Source organism: Vibrio sp. MEBiC08052 (genome assembly GCF_001506075.1).
Lineage (GTDB): Bacteria > Pseudomonadota > Gammaproteobacteria > Enterobacterales > Vibrionaceae > Vibrio.
In genome coordinates, this window is record NZ_KQ947475.1 from 4,016,137 (window position 1) to 4,032,478 (window position 16,342).

15 protein-coding genes are annotated in these 16,342 nt (G+C 47.9%); 10 read left to right on the forward strand and 5 right to left on the reverse strand.

Annotated elements, in window-relative coordinates:
• Positions 1–88: 88 nt before the first annotated feature.
• The 9 genes from VRK_RS17225 (at position 89) to VRK_RS17265 (ending at position 10,673) form a co-directional block, all read left to right on the forward strand.
• The gene (locus VRK_RS17225; protein WP_059122519.1) at positions 89–1,189 is read left to right on the forward strand and encodes a glycoside hydrolase family 25 protein; all 1,101 of its coding nucleotides are present in this window, start codon (positions 89–91) and stop codon (positions 1,187–1,189) included.
• Positions 1,186–2,193 carry a hypothetical protein gene (locus tag VRK_RS17230; RefSeq protein ID WP_059122520.1) on the forward strand — a complete coding sequence of 336 codons (1,008 nt, stop codon included), beginning with the start codon at positions 1,186–1,188 and terminating at the stop codon, positions 2,191–2,193. The genes VRK_RS17225 and VRK_RS17230 overlap by 4 nt, the downstream gene beginning before the upstream one ends.
• A gap of 335 nt (positions 2,194–2,528) precedes the next feature.
• Positions 2,529–2,948, forward strand: coding sequence for a D-ribose pyranase (rbsD, locus tag VRK_RS17235; protein ID WP_059122521.1), 420 nt, complete (start codon positions 2,529–2,531; stop codon positions 2,946–2,948).
• Positions 2,949–3,017: 69 nt separating this feature from the next.
• The gene (rbsA, locus tag VRK_RS17240; RefSeq protein ID WP_059122522.1) at positions 3,018–4,523 is read left to right on the forward strand and encodes a ribose ABC transporter ATP-binding protein RbsA; all 1,506 of its coding nucleotides are present in this window, start codon (positions 3,018–3,020) and stop codon (positions 4,521–4,523) included.
• On the forward strand, positions 4,520–5,500 hold the full coding sequence (gene rbsC / locus VRK_RS17245) for a ribose ABC transporter permease (RefSeq protein WP_059122523.1): 981 nt from the start codon (positions 4,520–4,522) through the stop codon (positions 5,498–5,500). The genes rbsA and rbsC overlap by 4 nt, the downstream gene beginning before the upstream one ends.
• Positions 5,501–5,646: 146 nt before the next feature.
• Positions 5,647–6,525 carry a ribose ABC transporter substrate-binding protein RbsB gene (gene rbsB, locus VRK_RS17250; RefSeq protein WP_059122524.1) on the forward strand — a complete coding sequence of 293 codons (879 nt, stop codon included), beginning with the start codon at positions 5,647–5,649 and terminating at the stop codon, positions 6,523–6,525.
• A 189-nt stretch (positions 6,526–6,714) separates the two neighbouring features.
• Entirely contained in the window at positions 6,715–7,644 is a 930-nt protein-coding gene (gene rbsK / locus VRK_RS17255; protein ID WP_059122525.1) for a ribokinase, read from the forward strand.
• 39 nt (positions 7,645–7,683) lie between these two features.
• The gene (locus VRK_RS17260; RefSeq protein ID WP_059122526.1) at positions 7,684–8,688 is read left to right on the forward strand and encodes a substrate-binding domain-containing protein; all 1,005 of its coding nucleotides are present in this window, start codon (positions 7,684–7,686) and stop codon (positions 8,686–8,688) included.
• 320 nt (positions 8,689–9,008) lie between these two features.
• Positions 9,009–10,673, forward strand: a complete 1,665-nt coding sequence (locus VRK_RS17265) for a putative transporter (RefSeq protein ID WP_059122527.1) — start codon at positions 9,009–9,011, stop codon at positions 10,671–10,673.
• 97 nt (positions 10,674–10,770) lie between these two features.
• Here the strand turns inward: VRK_RS17265 and VRK_RS17270 are convergent, their stop codons facing one another.
• Genes VRK_RS17270 through VRK_RS17285 form a run of 4 tightly spaced genes read right to left on the reverse strand, consistent with a single transcriptional unit; the run spans position 10,771 to position 14,331 of the window.
• Complete coding sequence (locus VRK_RS17270; RefSeq protein ID WP_059122528.1) at positions 10,771–11,646, reverse strand: metal ABC transporter permease; 876 nt, start codon at positions 11,644–11,646, stop codon at positions 10,771–10,773.
• On the reverse strand, positions 11,646–12,548 hold the full coding sequence (locus tag VRK_RS17275) for a metal ABC transporter permease (RefSeq protein WP_059122529.1): 903 nt from the start codon (positions 12,546–12,548) through the stop codon (positions 11,646–11,648). Before VRK_RS17275 ends, VRK_RS17270 begins: the two co-directional genes overlap by 1 nt.
• A 5-nt stretch (positions 12,549–12,553) precedes the next feature.
• Positions 12,554–13,453: a metal ABC transporter ATP-binding protein gene (locus VRK_RS17280; RefSeq protein WP_059122530.1), complete on the reverse strand. Its 900-nt coding sequence runs from the start codon at positions 13,451–13,453 to the stop codon at positions 12,554–12,556.
• A complete protein-coding gene (locus VRK_RS17285) occupies positions 13,450–14,331 on the reverse strand; it encodes a metal ABC transporter substrate-binding protein (RefSeq protein ID WP_059122531.1) in 882 nt (293 codons plus the stop codon). Before VRK_RS17285 ends, VRK_RS17280 begins: the two co-directional genes overlap by 4 nt.
• Positions 14,332–14,859: 528 nt before the next feature.
• On the opposite strand from VRK_RS17285, the gene VRK_RS17290 reads away from it, so the two are divergent.
• Positions 14,860–15,588: a MaoC family dehydratase gene (locus VRK_RS17290; protein ID WP_059122532.1), complete on the forward strand. Its 729-nt coding sequence runs from the start codon at positions 14,860–14,862 to the stop codon at positions 15,586–15,588.
• Positions 15,589–15,803: 215 nt separating this feature from the next.
• Here VRK_RS17290 and VRK_RS17295 read toward each other — a convergent pair whose 3' ends face one another.
• Positions 15,804–16,268 carry an Lrp/AsnC family transcriptional regulator gene (locus VRK_RS17295; protein ID WP_059122533.1) on the reverse strand — a complete coding sequence of 155 codons (465 nt, stop codon included), beginning with the start codon at positions 16,266–16,268 and terminating at the stop codon, positions 15,804–15,806.
• Positions 16,269–16,342 lie beyond the last annotated feature (74 nt).

Below are 16,342 nucleotides of genomic sequence, written 5' to 3' on the forward strand. Positions count from 1 at the left end.
TAGAGTCATTATATACCTGAATGATTGTATATGCGTATGATTGATAGTTTCGTTGTAACGCCGGTAAGCATGACATCGACGGTTCAATTTGGCGTCAGGAGGGGCGGTTAAATTCGTCGAAAACACCGAGTTTCGAGGCAATGTCGTCGATAACATGGCAAAACTGAGTACAAGATTAACGGTTAGAACGGAACCCATTAGCGGCATCTGTTTATGGCAGGTGACGACAGAAAAAGCAGTGGCAGGGCAAGTGGGACCGGGAGAAGCAATGGCAGGGAATGCGATGACAGCAAGCGTCACGACAGAGAAAGGGATGGCAGTGAAAGCGGTATTATTTGCTGTTGTGGTCGGGCTATTGGTCGGGAGCTATCTGTTCCTCTCCCGGCCGTTGCTTCATTCATTATCAAGCGCAATGCCATCAGCGGCCAAATCGTCCGGTTCATTACCGGCACCAGCGATTCCGGCTACACCCCGTTCACCTCAGACGGAACAATCAATATCGTCACACCCGGAGGATCGTGATGTGGTCGTTTCGCGTGTCACCGCATCACAGGAACAAACCGAGGGAAAACGTCATCGGGTGCATGGGATTGATGTGTCTCACGATCAGGGGCAGGTGGTGTGGCGCGATGTGATTGCATCCGGGATCGACTTTGTCTATCTGAAAGCGTCGGACGGGATGACGTTTCTCGATCCGATGTTTGCCGCCAATATGCAGGCGCTGATGCCGCATCCGATTCTTGTCGGGGCTTACCACTTTTTTGAAGCCGGGGATGACCCCCACCGACAACTGCATAATTTTTTGCGGGCGACCCAAGGGCACCCACTCACGCTGGCACCGATGGTGGATGTCGAAGTGTCGCGGGGTGTCAAACCGAAAGTATTACAAGCCCGTTTGCGGCAGTTTTTAAAAGGGGTTGAAAAAGCGACAGGGTGTATACCGGTGATCTATTCCTATGGTGATTTCTGGCAGGCCTATATCGGGCGCTCGTTCAATGATTATCCGTTTTGGCTGGCTGACTATTCAGCGGAAATATCGCGACCGACAGGATTGCAGCATATTCAGCTCTGGCAGCACTCTGAACGAGGGCGGCTGCCGGGAATTCGCGGTGCGGTGGATCTGGATAAAGCCCTTGATAATATGGCTCTGGAAACGATTCGTTGTCAGGTCCGCCGGGGGGTAATATGAGTACAACCGCAACACCGAAACCGCCCGTTCAACAAAGCGCAGTGGCGGAGAAACCCTCTGTTTCTCATTCGGAAGAATCATCTTCGCCCACTCGCAAGACGGCCGATTCTAAGGCATCATCCGCTTCACAAATCAGCCGTTGGTGGCTGTTGTGTGCCATTGTGTTGATCGGGGGCGCTGCTTTTTTCTGGTGGTCCGCGCCGTCTTCTCCGGCAGGCGGTGACCCGACCGGCGATCCGTTATATCGTGCAAACTTGTTGTATCTGACCCACACGGAGCAGGAAGCCGGTGCAGAACTATTGCACTTGCTGGAGCTGGATGCCCTGATCAATGTCGCCGGTAGCAGTCAGTTCGGGGTGTCGTTTATTGTCGATATGAATGTTGAAGTGGGTCGCATTCTGAAGCGGCTGAATCAGGTTCTTGAACGGGGCTCTGAAGCGGTCGCGGTTGCTCTGGCGGCTATTGCGTTATTGCGGGTGGTGGTGATTGTTGCAGAACTGGCAACGCCTTGGCTGTTTCTGATTTTTATCGGTCTTTGCCTGAGCTGGCTGATACTGGCTCTGGTTCACCGCGCTGTTTTGCAATGGTCCGTTGCCAAAAAGTTGTTACGCCTGACAGCGACGTTGTTTTTGCTCTGCTGGCTGATCATTCCCTACGCGCTGCATTTGAGTGTTGTGGTGAGCACTGTGATTGAGAAGAATTTTACTGAGCCGACTGGCTTCGGGTATTTCTCTGCGGTTGCCGGTGAACTTCAAGGTCATGAACGTCATCATGGCGATCTGAAAGCACATGCCAAAAGCAGTGTGGCGTTGCTGCATAAGGCAACATCCGCAAAACTCCATCAGAAAGTCGAACGCGGTCTGTTGGTGGTGATTCAGTTTGCCATCAAAATGTTGTTGGGGTTGATCGTCGTGCCGCTGGGGCTTGCGGTGTTATTGCATCATCTGTTATGCCGGGTTTTACTGCACCACCTGATGGTTGAAAAACCGTTTGTGCCGGTGTAGTTCGTGGCTGCAGCCCGTATATTGATAGGCGGGAATTGAAACCGCAACAGGGCTGGAAATAGTCATCAGATTCTATACGTTTATTTTCATAATCATGATTCACTCATCAAATCACGTTTATTCAGTGATCTCCTTCAATATTTTTAGTGAGTTTAAGTGACTTTCACTGATCTGCTTCACAGTCTGAATTTTACTGGGATTCAAACTTTTCAGATTCATATATGATTTTATCGAAACGTTTCGATGAGTGTTTTTTATACATTTGATTCGGAACTCAACGGCAAAAGTTGATCATGAGACTGATCGGTGTTTTGCACGATTGTTGAGGCATTGTGATGAAAAAAAATCAGTTATTGAATTCAGAGCTCTCTTATTTGGTTGCGACATTGGGACATACGGATGAAGTGACGGTCTGTGATGCCGGATTACCCATTCCGGAAACAACATCGCGTATTGATCTTGCTTTAACTTACGGTGTGCCGGGATTTATTGAAACGGTGCGCACGTTATTGGCAGAAATGCAGATCGAAGGGGTGGTGCTTGCTGCCGAGTTTCGTGAAGTCAGCCCGCATTTACATACAGAATTGCAAGATTTACTGGCAATTGAAGAGCAAAAGACCGGTAAAACGATTCGTCGGACCTATATTAGTCATGAAGCGTTTAAGAGCCGTTCCGGAGAGAGTCGGGCAGTTGTGCGGACAGGTGAATGCACACCGTATGCCAATGTTATTTTTCAGGCCGGTGTCGTTTTTTAGTCCGGGAACAGGTAGTTCGGGAACCGATAGTAGTTCCGGCAGCATTCCAGAGTGAATTGAGGTGAAATCATGGTAGAACCCATTTTAGCGCTCAGCCAGATAGACAAAGCATTTCCCGGCGTGAAAGCGCTCGATGGTGCCAGCTTGAATGTCTATCCGGGACGAGTGATGGCGTTGATGGGAGAAAACGGCGCAGGAAAATCCACACTGATGAAAGTGTTGACTGGCATTTATACCAAGGATGCCGGAGAGATTATTTATCAACAAGAGCGTGCTGCTTTTGCCGGGCCGAGAGATTCTCAGGAAGCCGGTATTTCTATTATTCATCAGGAGTTAAATCTGATTCCTGAGTTGACGATTGCAGAGAATATCTTTTTGGGGCGGGAAAAGATCAATCGTTTCGGTCGGATCTTGTGGCAAGAGATGTATCAGGATGCCGACCGTTTGTTGGCCCGTCTGAATGTGCGTCGTAGCTCGAAAACACTACTGGGTCAACTGAGCCTCGGTGAGCAGCAGATGATCGAAATTGCCAAAGCGCTTTCGTTTAAATCGAAAGTCATCATCATGGATGAACCGACAGATGCCCTGACCGATACGGAAACAGAATCGCTGTTTAGTGTGATCCGGGAGCTTCGCGATCAGGGATGTGGCATTGTTTATATTTCGCACCGACTGAAAGAAATCTTTGAGATTTGTGATGACGTCACGGTGCTGCGTGACGGTAAGTTTATTGGTCAGCGCCCGGTTGAAGAGATCGATGAAGACACGCTGATTGAAATGATGGTCGGACGTAAACTTGATGAGCAGTATCCGCGGATGGATTCGATGACGGGTGAGATCTCGATGGAAGTGAGCGATTTGACCGGGTCAGGGGTTCATGATGTGAGTTTTGTCCTGAAACGCGGTGAAATTCTGGGGATATCCGGATTGATGGGGGCAGGGCGTACCGAGTTGATGAAAGTGATTTATGGTGCATTTCCCCGGGAGAAAGGGGAAGTGAGATTAGACGGCAAGATCGTCTCACCGAACACGCCTCAAGAAGGTTTGGCCAGCGGCATCGCTTATATCTCGGAAGACCGTAAAGGTGACGGGCTCGTTCTGGGTTTATCTGTCAAAGAGAATATGTCGCTGTGTGCCCTGAATTACCTATCGAAAGGGATGCAAATTGACCATCAGAATGAGAGAGAGGCCGTCGCAGATTTCATCCGTCTGTTTAATATTAAAACCCCTTCTCAGGATCAGATTATCGGTAATTTATCAGGTGGAAATCAGCAAAAAGTGGCGATTGCCAAGGGGCTGATGACGCGCCCCAAAGTGCTGATTCTCGATGAACCGACCCGCGGTGTGGATGTCGGGGCGAAAAAAGAGATCTATCAACTGATTAACCAATTTAAAGCGGAAGGGATGAGTATCATTCTTGTGTCTTCCGAAATGCCGGAAGTCCTCGGAATGAGCGACAGAATTCTTGTCATGCATGAAGGACGCATTAGTGGCGAGTTTGCGGCGCAAGATGCCAATCAAGAAAACCTGCTGGCGTGTGCCGTGGGTAAGCATATTCACGAGGTAGCAGCATGAGTACCAGTTCCATGAATCAACCGACACCTAAGCAACGTAAGTGGTTCAGCAAAGCGTGGCTGATTGAGCAAAAATCATTGATAGCACTGCTGTTTTTGATTCTTGTTGTGTCATTTCTGAACCCCCATTTCTTTACTGTGGATAATATCCTGAACATTCTGCGTCAGACCTCGGTCAATGCCATTATGGCGGTCGGAATGACATTGGTTATTTTAACCGCCGGGATTGATTTGAGTGTCGGGTCTGTTTTGGCGTTGTGTGGTGCCTTTGCCGCGAGCATGATTGCGCTGGAGTTGCCGGTCTTTGTTGCCGTGCCGGTGTCGCTGCTGGCTGGAGCCTGTTTAGGTGGACTGAGCGGGATGATTATTGCCAAAGGTAAAGTGCAGGCGTTTATTGCGACCTTGGTGACCATGACACTATTGCGCGGTGTGACCATGGTCTATACTGATGGGCGGCCTATTTCAACCGGATTTACTGATGTTGCTGATAGTTTTGCCTGGTTTGGTACAGGTTATATGCTGGGTATCCCGGTACCGGTCTGGCTGATGGTTATCGTTTTCGGGCTGGCATGGTATCTGTTGAATCATACCCGGTTCGGGCGTTATGTTTACGCATTGGGTGGCAACGAGTCTGCGACACGATTATCCGGTATTAATGTGGATCGCGTGAAAATCGGTGTCTATGCTATCTGTGGTCTGATGGCGGCTTTGGCGGGTGTGATTGTGACCTCTCGCCTCTCTTCCGCACAACCAACCGCTGGTATGGGCTATGAGTTGGACGCGATTGCCGCTGTTGTTTTGGGCGGAACCAGTCTGATGGGGGGGAAAGGCCGAATCATGGGGACATTGGTCGGGGCGTTAATTATCGGATTTTTGAATAATGCGCTCAACCTGTTGGATGTCTCTTCGTATTATCAAATGATTGCCAAAGCGATCGTGATTTTGCTGGCAGTTTTGGTAGATAATAAAAACAAGTAGTTCTTGTTTAACAAGTTGTTTTTGTTTAACCAAGTAGTCCGTGTTTAACCAACAAGTAATTAGCAACACCCGTATGTAGTCATACAATAATGGAATCTTGAATCGGGTTAAATGTCGATTCAGAACCTGAAAATAAGGAAAACAAGATGAAAAAACTAGTTACGCTAATCTCTACAGCTTTACTTTCGTCTACGATGTCTATTGCAGCGCAGGCGCAGGACTCCATCGCGATTGTACTGTCAACGTTGAACAACCCATTTTTTGTCAGCATGAAAGATGGTGCAGAAGCTAAAGCCAAAGATTTGGGCTATAACCTCATCGTTCTGGATTCGCAAAACGATCCAAGTAAAGAGCTTTCCAACGTGGAAGACTTAACGGTTCGCGGTGTGAAAGCCATTCTGATCAACCCAACAGATTCCGATGCCGTTTCCAATGCAATTCGTATGGCTAACCGTGCCAAAGTGCCGGTTATCACCCTTGACCGTGGTGCCAACCATGGTGATGTCGTCAGTCATATTGCATCGGATAACGTTGCCGGTGGTGAAATGGCAGGTGACTTCATTGCCGACAGAATCGGTGAAAATGCCAAAGTGATTCAGTTGGAAGGGATTGCCGGGACTTCTGCCGCTCGTGAGCGTGGTGAAGGTTTCATGAAAGCCGTGGAAAAACGTCATCTGAACCTGTTAGCCAGCCAACCCGCTGACTTTGACCGCACGAAAGGTTTGAACGTCATGGAAAACCTACTGGCAGCAAACCCTGATGTACAAGCTGTATTTGCTCAGAACGATGAAATGGCACTCGGTGCTGTCCGTGCAGTTCAGGCAGCTGGTAAAAAAGTGATGATCGTTGGATTTGACGGCACAGATGACGGTATGAAAGCGGTTTTGCGTGGTCAGTTAGCAGCAACGATTGCTCAACAGCCTGATGTTATCGGTGCTCTGGGTGTTGATATTGCCGACAAAATACTCAAAGGCGGAACGGTTAACAAAAACATTCCTGTACCTTTGAAAGTCATTAGTAACTAAGACAGATAGGTCAGCGGCTGGCTGTCGCTGACCTGCCTTTTCTCGATGATGCTTGTGAGTGAAACACAAAACAGCATTCTGAGAAAGCCTGCTATTCAATATAAAAAAGAAATCTAATATCGGTAAGGTCTGCATTTTTGCGAGAGTTCAGACCTTGCATATATTGAGCTGATTTTCGAGGAAAACCTTATGAGTAAATTAGTTGTACTTGGCAGTGTTAACGCTGATCATGTGTTGCGGGTTCCTACTTTCCCTCGTCCGGGAGAAACACTTCATGGGCATGATTATCAGGTGATTCCTGGAGGGAAAGGGGCCAATCAGGCGGTTGCTGCTGCTCGTTTGGGAGCCGATATCAGTTTTATAGCCAGTGTCGGTGATGATCCGTTCGGGGTGAATATCCGGGAAAGTTTTAAGCTGGACGGTATGGATATTTCCGGGGTCAAGATTCAGCCGGATTGCCCGACCGGGATTGCGATGATTCAAGTCACTGATTGTGGTGAAAATGCGATTTGTATCTCTTCTGAAGCGAATGCCCGCCTGACGGCTGAATCTCTGGAAAGTGATCTGGCTCGTATCGGACAAGCGGATTATTTTCTGACTCAGCTGGAAACACCGCTTGAAGGGGTGATTCGTGGCGCTCAGGCTGCCAAAGCGGCGAGCACACAAGTGATTCTCAATCCGGCTCCGGCCCGTTCGCTGCCTGATGAACTGCTCAGTTGCGTGGATATGATTACCCCCAATGAGACTGAAGCCGAGGTGTTGACGGGGGTTGCGGTCACCGATGAGCAAAGTGCCGCGCGTGCTGCTGCGGTTCTGCATGAGAAAGGGATCACTACGGTGCTGATTACTTTGGGCGCGAAAGGTGTCTGGCTGAGTGAAAACGGTCAGGGGACTGTGATTCCCGGATTCCGGGTTGACGCCATTGATACTACCGCCGCCGGAGATACGTTTAATGGTGCACTGGTGACCGGGCTATTGGAAGGGTTGTCAATGCAGCGAGCGATTCGTTTTGCCCATGCATCCGCTGCGATTTCCGTGACCCGCTTTGGCGCACAGACGTCGATTCCGGCACGACAAGAAGTTGATGCTTTTCTGGCAGAACAAGATACTGACAGATAAATCATGATGTAGACGGATAAACCACAAAGGAGAGATCACATGGCGACGATGAAAGATATTGCCAAACGTGCCGGTGTTTCCACATCCACGGTGAGCCATGTGATCAACAAGACTCGTTATGTGAGTGATGAAATTGCCGCCCGGGTCAGTCAGGCGGCAAAAGATATGAATTATTCGCCTTCTGCGTTGGCTCGTAGTCTCAAAATGAATCGAACCAAAACGCTCGGTATGTTGGTGACGACCTCAACGAACCCGTTCTTCGGTGAAGTGGTTAAGGGCGTTGAGCGGAGTTGCTATCAAAAGGGTTACAATCTCATCTTATGTAACACTGAAGGTGATGACCATCGCATGAGAGAATCGATCAACACCTTGCTTGAGAAGCGAGTGGATGGTCTGATTTTAATGTGTTCAGCGCTTGAAGGGGAGCATATTGATGCGTTTGACCGTTTTCCGGAAGTGCCTGTTGTCGTGATGGATCGCGGCCCGGTCCATTTTGCCTGCGATAAAATTCAGGATAATTCGCTGCTCGGTGGGTTTATGGCGACCAATTATCTGATTGAGTGCGGCCATCGAGAGATCGGTTGTATCACGGGACCGCTGAAGCTGCATCAGGCTTATATGCGTTACGAAGGCTTTAAGAAAGCCATGACTAACGCAGATCTGTCCATTAATCTGGCATGGATCGCGGAATCCAATTTTGAATGTGACGGTGGTGTGGATGCGTTTCAGCGTATCTGCCAGCGCGGTCGGTTGCCCAGCGCAATATTTGTCGGTAACGACATGATGGCGATGGGGGTGGTAAATGAAGCTCATGCCCGGGGCATCCAGATTCCGCAGGATCTGTCGATTATCGGTTACGATGACATCTATATTGCCAAATATATTACCCCTTCACTGACGACCATCCACCAGCCAAAGCATCGTTTAGGGACTGCTGCGGTTGAGGCGTTGGTGAACCGCCTTGATAAACACAAGACCGATGCACAGGTGGTTCATCTCGAACCGACGCTAGTGATTCGGGACAGTGTCCGTGAATATAAATAGCGTCCGTGAATATAAATCGTGTTCGTGAATATTTGCGTGATTCGAAGCTTGCCTTTCCACCTGCCATGAAAATTTAAAACATATAAAAATCATTAAATTGAATTAGTGAACCTATTGTCCTCACAAATTGAACACTTCCTTTTCCGGAATACTGATTAATGTTGCAAATTTTAACCTTTATCAAGAATAGGACAGATCGAAGGTTATAGACTGATTTCAGAACGTTTATTTTTTGCACGCTTGCGATTCAAAACTATTTTATTCAGTGCAGATAAATCTAATTTTTTCATTTTTTAAATCTGATAACGGAAGTAATAACTATGGGCGAAGTCGCACTCTCGATACTCGTCCTGTCCTTAGTGGCAGTGATTGGGTTGTGGTTAGGTGGCTTGAAAATCAAAGGTGTCGGACTCGGTATCGGTGGCGTGCTGTTTGGCGGAATTTTCGTCGGGCATTTCATCAACCAGTTTGGCTGGCACCTTGATAGTCATGCTATGCATTTTATTAAAGAATTTGGTTTGATCCTGTTCGTTTACACCATCGGGATTCAGGTCGGGCCGGGATTCTTTGCCTCTCTGAAAAGCAGTGGTCTCAAGCTGAACGGACTGGCGGCCGGTATTGTCGTTGTCGGTGGTTTGACGGCCGTGATACTCCATTTTATTTTCAATATCCCGCTGCATATTTTCCTCGGCATCTACTCCGGGGCAGTGACCAATACGCCTTCTCTGGCAGCAGGACAGCAGATTCTGCATGAGCTGGGAGAAATCGACAGCCAGGTCGATATGCTGGGGCTTGGCTATGCGATGGCGTATCCGTTCGGGATTATCGGGATTTTGCTGTCGATGTGGATTATCCGGATTGTGTTCGAAATCAATGTCGATAAAGAAGCCGAATCTTATGACAACCGCAGTCTGGGTAAGAGCAAAGACCTGTTATCGGTCAATGTGATGATCGAAAATCCGAATATGGATCAGATGAAATTTGCTGAATTGGTCACCTTGATTGGGCAGGGGGTCGTTTGCTCAAGAATGAAAACGCAGGGTAATCTCGTCGTCCCCGGCGAAGATACTACGCTTCATGTCGGTGATTATCTGCATTTTGTCAGTGACCGTCAGGAACTGTTGCACAAAGCGGTATTGATTGTCGGGCGTGAAGTATCGGAGTCGCTATCAACCAAAGGCACTGTGCTGAAAAGTGATCGAGTGGTTGTTACCAACGAAAAAGTACTCGGTAAGCATCTGGGTGAACTGAGTCTCAAACATAAACATAATGTGGTTATTTCTCGATTGAATCGGGCTGGTGTGGAGTTGGTGGCAAGCCAAGACTCGGTGCTGCAATTCGGGGATATTCTGTATATTGTCGGCCAGAAAGAAGATATTGAATATGTCGGCAAAATGCTCGGAAATACGGCAAGTAAGCTACATCATGTGCAGATGTTACCGATTTTTATCGGTATCGGTTTAGGCGTGTTACTCGGCTCGATTCCGTTCCAGCTTCCCCATTTACCGGCGCCGCTGAAGCTGGGGCTTGCCGGAGGCCCGTTAATTGTTGCCATTATTCTGGCAAGAATCGGTAGCATTGGCCGGCTTTACTGGTTTATGCCGCCCAGTGCGAACCTTGCTTTACGGGAAATTGGTATCGTGCTTTTCTTGGCCGTTGTCGGTATCAGTTCCGGTGGTGATTTCTTTACCACCATTATGGATGGTGAAGGGCTGACGTGGATGGGATACGGGATTGTCATTACGCTGATTCCGCTGCTCACCGTCGGTATGTTTGCGCGCTTTTTCGGTAAAGTGAACTATTTGACGATTTGCGGGCTCATGGCGGGTTCGATGACCGATCCACCGGCACTGGCATTTGCCAATGCGATGCATTCGACCAGTGGTGCTTCATCACTGGCTTATGCAACGGTTTATCCGTTAGTGATGTGTTTAAGGATTCTGACCCCGCAGGTGATCGCTGTGCTGCTTTGGGTGGCCGGCTGATTGACTTGTCGGTCATGGTTCGGTCATGAATCGTGGCATGAAAATACCGCCGGACGGCGGTATTTTTGTGTCTGCCCGATGCTCATGCGAGCAAAGATTAATGGGATGCGATCGTGTGTGTTTCCGGTGACTGTTTGTTGAGTGTTGTCATCCGGGTTTTTAGTTTTGAGAAGGTGAGAGCCAAGACAAAACATGCCGCCTGAACGAGTACGATACATGCACTGGTCGCGCCATCGATGTGAAAACTAATCAGAATACCGAGGACGATTGAGCTGAGTGAGACAGCCAGTGCAATCCACATCATATGGGCAAATTGTTTGGTGAGGATAAAAGCGGTCATTCCCGGAGCGACCAGCATTGCGACCACCATGATGACACCGACGGCTTGAATGGTTGCGACGATGGTCAGTGATAATAGCACTAATAAACCGTAGTGGAGCAATCCGACCGGTAATCCGACGACCCGTGCATGGCTGCGATCAAAGCAATAGAGTAAGAAATCTTTCCTGAATATGATGATAATGGCAAATACAATCAAGGATAAGGCCACGGTCTGAGTGAATTCAAAATCCTGAATCCCGAGCATATTGCCGAACAGGATATGTAGCAGGTGCTGTTCGGTTTCTATTTTGGTAAAGAGGATCAGACCCAGCGCAAACATACCCGAATAAACAATCCCCATGACGGTGTCTTCTTTGACCCGGCAATTCTCCTTGATATAACCACTCATCAGGGCACAGGCAAGGCCGGAGATAAATGCGCCGATTGGCAGTGCGATACCCAGTGCGTAGGCAATGACGATGCCCGGTAATACTGCATGGGAGATCGCATCGCCCATCAGCGACCAGCCTTTCAGTACCAGATAGCAAGAGAGTACGGCACAGACCGCACCGACAGCGAGACCGGCCCACAGTGCACGCTGCATAAATTCAAACTGGAAAGGCTCACTGAACCATTGAATGAGATTATCCATTATACCTCTCCCGGTGTGACGGTGTTGTGCGTGTGTGTCTTAGTCTTACCAGCGGAGGCTTGGTGTCTGGCATTTCTCCGGTTAGCAAGAACACCGTATTTGGGGGCAAAAACAAATGCCCCGAGAAAGATCACGGTTTGCAACAGGACAATGGTGCCGCCCGTTGCACCATTGAGGTAATAACTGAGATAGGCACCTAAAGCACTGGTGACAAAACCAAGTGTGATGGCAATGATTAATAACAGGCCAAACCGGTCTGTCAGCAGGTATGCGGTCGCCCCCGGGGTAATCACCATCGCAATCACCAGAATCGCCCCGACAGTTTGGAGTGATGCAACCGTACAAGCACTGAGAATGGTAAAAAACACGATTTTCAGTATGGTTGGTGATAAACCCACGGATGACGCTTGTGTTTCATCGAAGAACACCAGCATCAGGTCTTTCCACAGCAGTGTCAGCAGCACAAATGACACGCCGGCAATGATCAGCATTTGCATTAAGTCGGACTGGCTGACGGTTAAGATACTGCCGAAAATAATCCCTTCAATATTAATCGACGTCGGATTGAGTGAGATTAATAGCAGCCCGGCGGCAAAAAAAGTGGTGAAAATGAAGCCGATAATGGCATCTTCTTTCAAATGGGAGAGTGAGCGTAGTAATGCGATCCCGATTGAAGCCAGAAAGCCTGCGATAAATGCGCCGACAGAGTAAGGTAATCCCAGTGCATAGGCTCCGGCAACACCGGGAACCACCGAATGAGACAGGGCGTCACCAATCAGTGACCAGCCTTTGAGCATCAGAAACGCGGATAAGAATGCACACACAGCACCGACGATAGCACTACTTAAAATGGCGTGCTGCATATATTGATAGTGCAGCGGTTCGAGCAGTAATTCCAACATAGCGGTTACCTCGATGTTGACTGCGGTTGTTCGGGAGGCTGGCCGTCCCGGATCAGCGTCGCACTGTGTTGATCTTTACCATAAAAAACGGCTGGTTTCTCATGGTCTGAGAAAATGGTGACGGCGCGTTCATCCTCATCCTGATGCAACGTCTCACCGAGGATTCCGACATGCTTCAGTACCCCGCCGAAGGTGGCGATCAGGTTCTGCTGGGTGAAGGTATCCTGAATATTGCCGGCGGCAACAATGGTTCGGTTGATAAATACCACTTCATTGCAGTAATCGGGGATATTTCCCAGATTGTGCGTCGAGACTAAAATCAGATGACCTTCTTCTCTGAGTTCTCGGAGCAGATTCATAATCGCTTCTTCGGTGGTAAAGTCTACGCCGGTAAACGGTTCATCAAGTAGAATTGTCTTACTTTCCTGTGCGAGCGCCCGGGCGAGAAACACCCGTTTTTTTTGCCCGCCGGAGAGTTCTCCGATTTGGCGGCTGGCCAGATTTTCAATTCCCATTCGTTGCATCGCCTGCCGGACTTTGTCTTTATCCGCGATACTCGGGCGACGCAGAAAATTCATGAAACCGTAACGTCCTTGCATCACCACATCCCGCACCAGAATCGGGAAGTTCCAGTCAATGTCTTCACTTTGCGGGACATAGGCGACCTGATTCTGTTTGAGTGCGTGGCGAATCGGGCGCTGAGAGAGGAGAATTTCTCCTTGAGAGGTTTTGACCAATCCCATAATGCTTTTGAATAACGTTGATTTACCGCCGCCATTCACACCGACCAACGCACAGATGGTGCCGCCCTGTAAACTGAAGCTGACATCATGAATTGCTTTGAAACCATTATTGTAAGTAACACTTACTTGAGTTGCTTCAAGGGTGACAGGTTGATGAGTCATGATCGTAATCCTCTGACAATGGTATCGGTGGTAACTTCGAGCAGATCAAGATAAGTCGGAACCGGCCCGTCCCGGGTCGAAAGAGAATCCACATAAAGGACGCCCCCGTAAGTCGCTCCGGTTTCTCTGGCAACCTGTTTGGCGGGACGGTCAGAGATAGTGCTTTCACTGAACAGCACCGCAATATGATGCTGATGGATGGTATCAATTAAAGTTTTCACTTGTTGTGGCGTCCCTTGTTGGTCAGCATTAATCGGCCAGAGAAACGCTTCTTTTAAACCGTAGTCTCTTGCCAGATAGCTGAAAGCGCCTTCACTGGTGACCAGCCAGCGTTTTTCTTCAGGGATGGCTGTCAGTTGCGTGCGAATATGGTCACTCAGTTGTTTGATCTTTTCCTGATAGGCCCGGGCATTGTGATTGTATGTTGCTGCATGAGCCGGATCGTATTTCACCAGTGCCTGACGAATATTTTCTACATAGATCAATGCATTTTGCGGCGACATCCATGCATGAGGGTTGGGTTTATTTTTATAGGGGCCGGTATAGATCGAGAGCGGTTGAATGCCGTCGCTGACCACAACGGAAGGCACGTCTTTTACATTGGAGAAAAAACGTTGGAACCACTGCTCCAGATTGAGGCCATTCCACAACACCAGATCTGCGGACTGCGCTTTGATAATATCTTTCGGGGTGGGCTGATAGTTATGAATTTCTGCACCGGGTTTAGTCAGTGAGACAACCTCAGCTGCATCACCGGCGATGTTCTGTGCCATATCCTGAATAATGGTAAATGTTGTTACGACCTTAAATTTCGCCCAAGCGATGCAGGGTAACAGCATTAAAGCGCAGTAAAATGAGGTCATTAAATATTTTTTCATACAATCGCCACCTTAGGTCTGATTGAAACTTCTATATGATAATAATTATCATTTAAATTTATTTGATTGTCTACTGAGCATAGTCAAGTATTCCATCTGTCGGACCGATATCTGTGATAGGTAGAAACGATGGGGGAAGTGTAGGAGATGGCGAATGGATAAAATGATTGAGGTTTCTGTGCATGATGGCACTGATTTTGTATGTAATACAGAGGCTGGTCGTTTTTTCACCGCTTTTCGTGCGTTACACCGGGCAGGGCAATATTAAATTTCTATTACATTGATTTATAAGCTGAAAAATAGCAATGGTGTTCATTTGAAACCAATGGACATCATGAATGCAGAGAGATCATACCAGTGGTGAGCTCTCGTTCTAATAAAATGGCGTTTTATTCGTAACTTAATGAAAAATATATAAAAAACAGTGTTCAGTTAACGCATGTACGCCCGAAAGTATTTGCACCTTTATGTGAAGTGGTTCAAAATCAGGCCGTTACAGACTTCATAATAATGAAGCAAGGAGTTGAGATGAAAGTCGTCGAACTGTTCAAACAACGTGGTGAAATATTAAGCAAGCAGCATGCAGAACTGATGCAGAAGATGCCGCCGGCGATGCGCGAGTATTGGGAAGAATTGCTGACAAAAACCAATAATTTTCACCTGTTTTCGTGGATCAGAGATTTTCATCAGCCAGCGGTGAATGAAGAGGTTAGCCTGCCGAATGATGCAGAGAATGTAGCGTTAAAGCGTGAGCCTGCAAAATTCGATCAAGAATCGCTGAAGTTAACCCCCGAAGCTCAGGCTTTGTATGAAGAGCTACGGGAAAAAATTGGTGAAGTAATCCATGTTGGGGATTGGTTGCACATTGACCAAGACCGGATTAATCAATTTGGTTCTGTGACTGAGGATACTCAGTGGATTCATACTGATCCCGAGCGGGCATCAGTAGAATCACCGTTTAAGACAACCATTGCGCATGGTTTTCTGACCTTGGCATTATTGCCGAAACTGACTGATAGCGTGAATCCGGAGGTTCCGTTATTTCCGACCGCCAAAATGGTTGTGAATGTCGGTCTGAATCAGATCCGCTTTCCGTATCCGGTGAAATCGGGTGATCGTGTCCGGGCGAAAAGTATTCTGACCAAAGTAACACCGGTGCGTAAAGGGTTGGAAATCGAGCGGGAAATCCGGGTTGAGATTGAAGGCGTAAGACGTCCTGGCTGTATTGTTGTGTCAGTGATTCAACTGCACTTCTGAGATTGTCACATTGTATGTTGGTTGACACATTATATGTTGGTTGAATAAAGAGAAACGGGGCTGTGATGCTCCGTTTTTTTATGCTTTATTTTTGCCTCTCAGGCAATTATCAATAGGAGCAACCGCTGTACTGCTCTCGTATCCACCGAGTCATGATCAAGGTTTTGCTGTACTGCGATGCAATATCCTTTAATCATGACTGCAAATTCCATGAGTTAGAATCGTAACGGAGCATGGTGAATGACTTCTTTCATGACAAAGAAAGTTCGGATCTGTCGCACACCGGGCAGGGCGATCAACTGATTGGCATGAAGTTGGTTGAAATCTGCCATATCTTGCACCCTGACCCGGAGAAAATAGTCAAATTCACCTGCAACTAACTGGCAGTCAATGATGACAGGCAGGCGAACAATTGCCGCCTCAAATTCGGCAAAGCTTTCCGGAGTCGAGCGATCCAGCACCACACCGACAGTGACCAGCGTTCCCAAATCAATATCCTGCGGATTAATTTCTGCTCTGACTGACTGAATGGTCCCTTGTTTGAACAGGCGTTCGATGCGGCGGTGACACGTTGCCGGACTAATATTGGTTCTTTCTGCCAGTACGGCATTACTCGCTCTGCCGTCCTGCTGTAGCAGGCGCAGCAGTTTCAGATCGATGCGATCAAGTGATTGATTCATGAAATTATCTTTCATTTTAATGAGAATATTTTTTATAAAATATCTATTTACTACATTTTTGTAAAATATTTATT

Coding starts and splice junctions, on each gene's coding strand:
- VRK_RS17230 (WP_059122520.1), top strand. CDS start 1,186: ATGAGTACAACCGCAACACCGAAACCGCCCGTTCAACAAAGCGCAGTG.
- rbsD (WP_059122521.1), top strand. CDS start 2,529: ATGAAAAAAAATCAGTTATTGAATTCAGAGCTCTCTTATTTGGTTGCG.
- rbsA (WP_059122522.1), top strand. CDS start 3,018: ATGGTAGAACCCATTTTAGCGCTCAGCCAGATAGACAAAGCATTTCCC.
- rbsC (WP_059122523.1), top strand. CDS start 4,520: ATGAGTACCAGTTCCATGAATCAACCGACACCTAAGCAACGTAAGTGG.
- rbsB (WP_059122524.1), top strand. CDS start 5,647: ATGAAAAAACTAGTTACGCTAATCTCTACAGCTTTACTTTCGTCTACG.
- rbsK (WP_059122525.1), top strand. CDS start 6,715: ATGAGTAAATTAGTTGTACTTGGCAGTGTTAACGCTGATCATGTGTTG.
- VRK_RS17260 (WP_059122526.1), top strand. CDS start 7,684: ATGGCGACGATGAAAGATATTGCCAAACGTGCCGGTGTTTCCACATCC.
- VRK_RS17265 (WP_059122527.1), top strand. CDS start 9,009: ATGGGCGAAGTCGCACTCTCGATACTCGTCCTGTCCTTAGTGGCAGTG.
- VRK_RS17270 (WP_059122528.1), bottom strand. CDS start 11,646: ATGGATAATCTCATTCAATGGTTCAGTGAGCCTTTCCAGTTTGAATTT.
- VRK_RS17275 (WP_059122529.1), bottom strand. CDS start 12,548: ATGTTGGAATTACTGCTCGAACCGCTGCACTATCAATATATGCAGCAC.
- VRK_RS17280 (WP_059122530.1), bottom strand. CDS start 13,453: ATGACTCATCAACCTGTCACCCTTGAAGCAACTCAAGTAAGTGTTACT.
- VRK_RS17285 (WP_059122531.1), bottom strand. CDS start 14,331: ATGAAAAAATATTTAATGACCTCATTTTACTGCGCTTTAATGCTGTTA.
- VRK_RS17290 (WP_059122532.1), top strand. CDS start 14,860: ATGAAAGTCGTCGAACTGTTCAAACAACGTGGTGAAATATTAAGCAAG.
- VRK_RS17295 (WP_059122533.1), bottom strand. CDS start 16,268: ATGAATCAATCACTTGATCGCATCGATCTGAAACTGCTGCGCCTGCTA.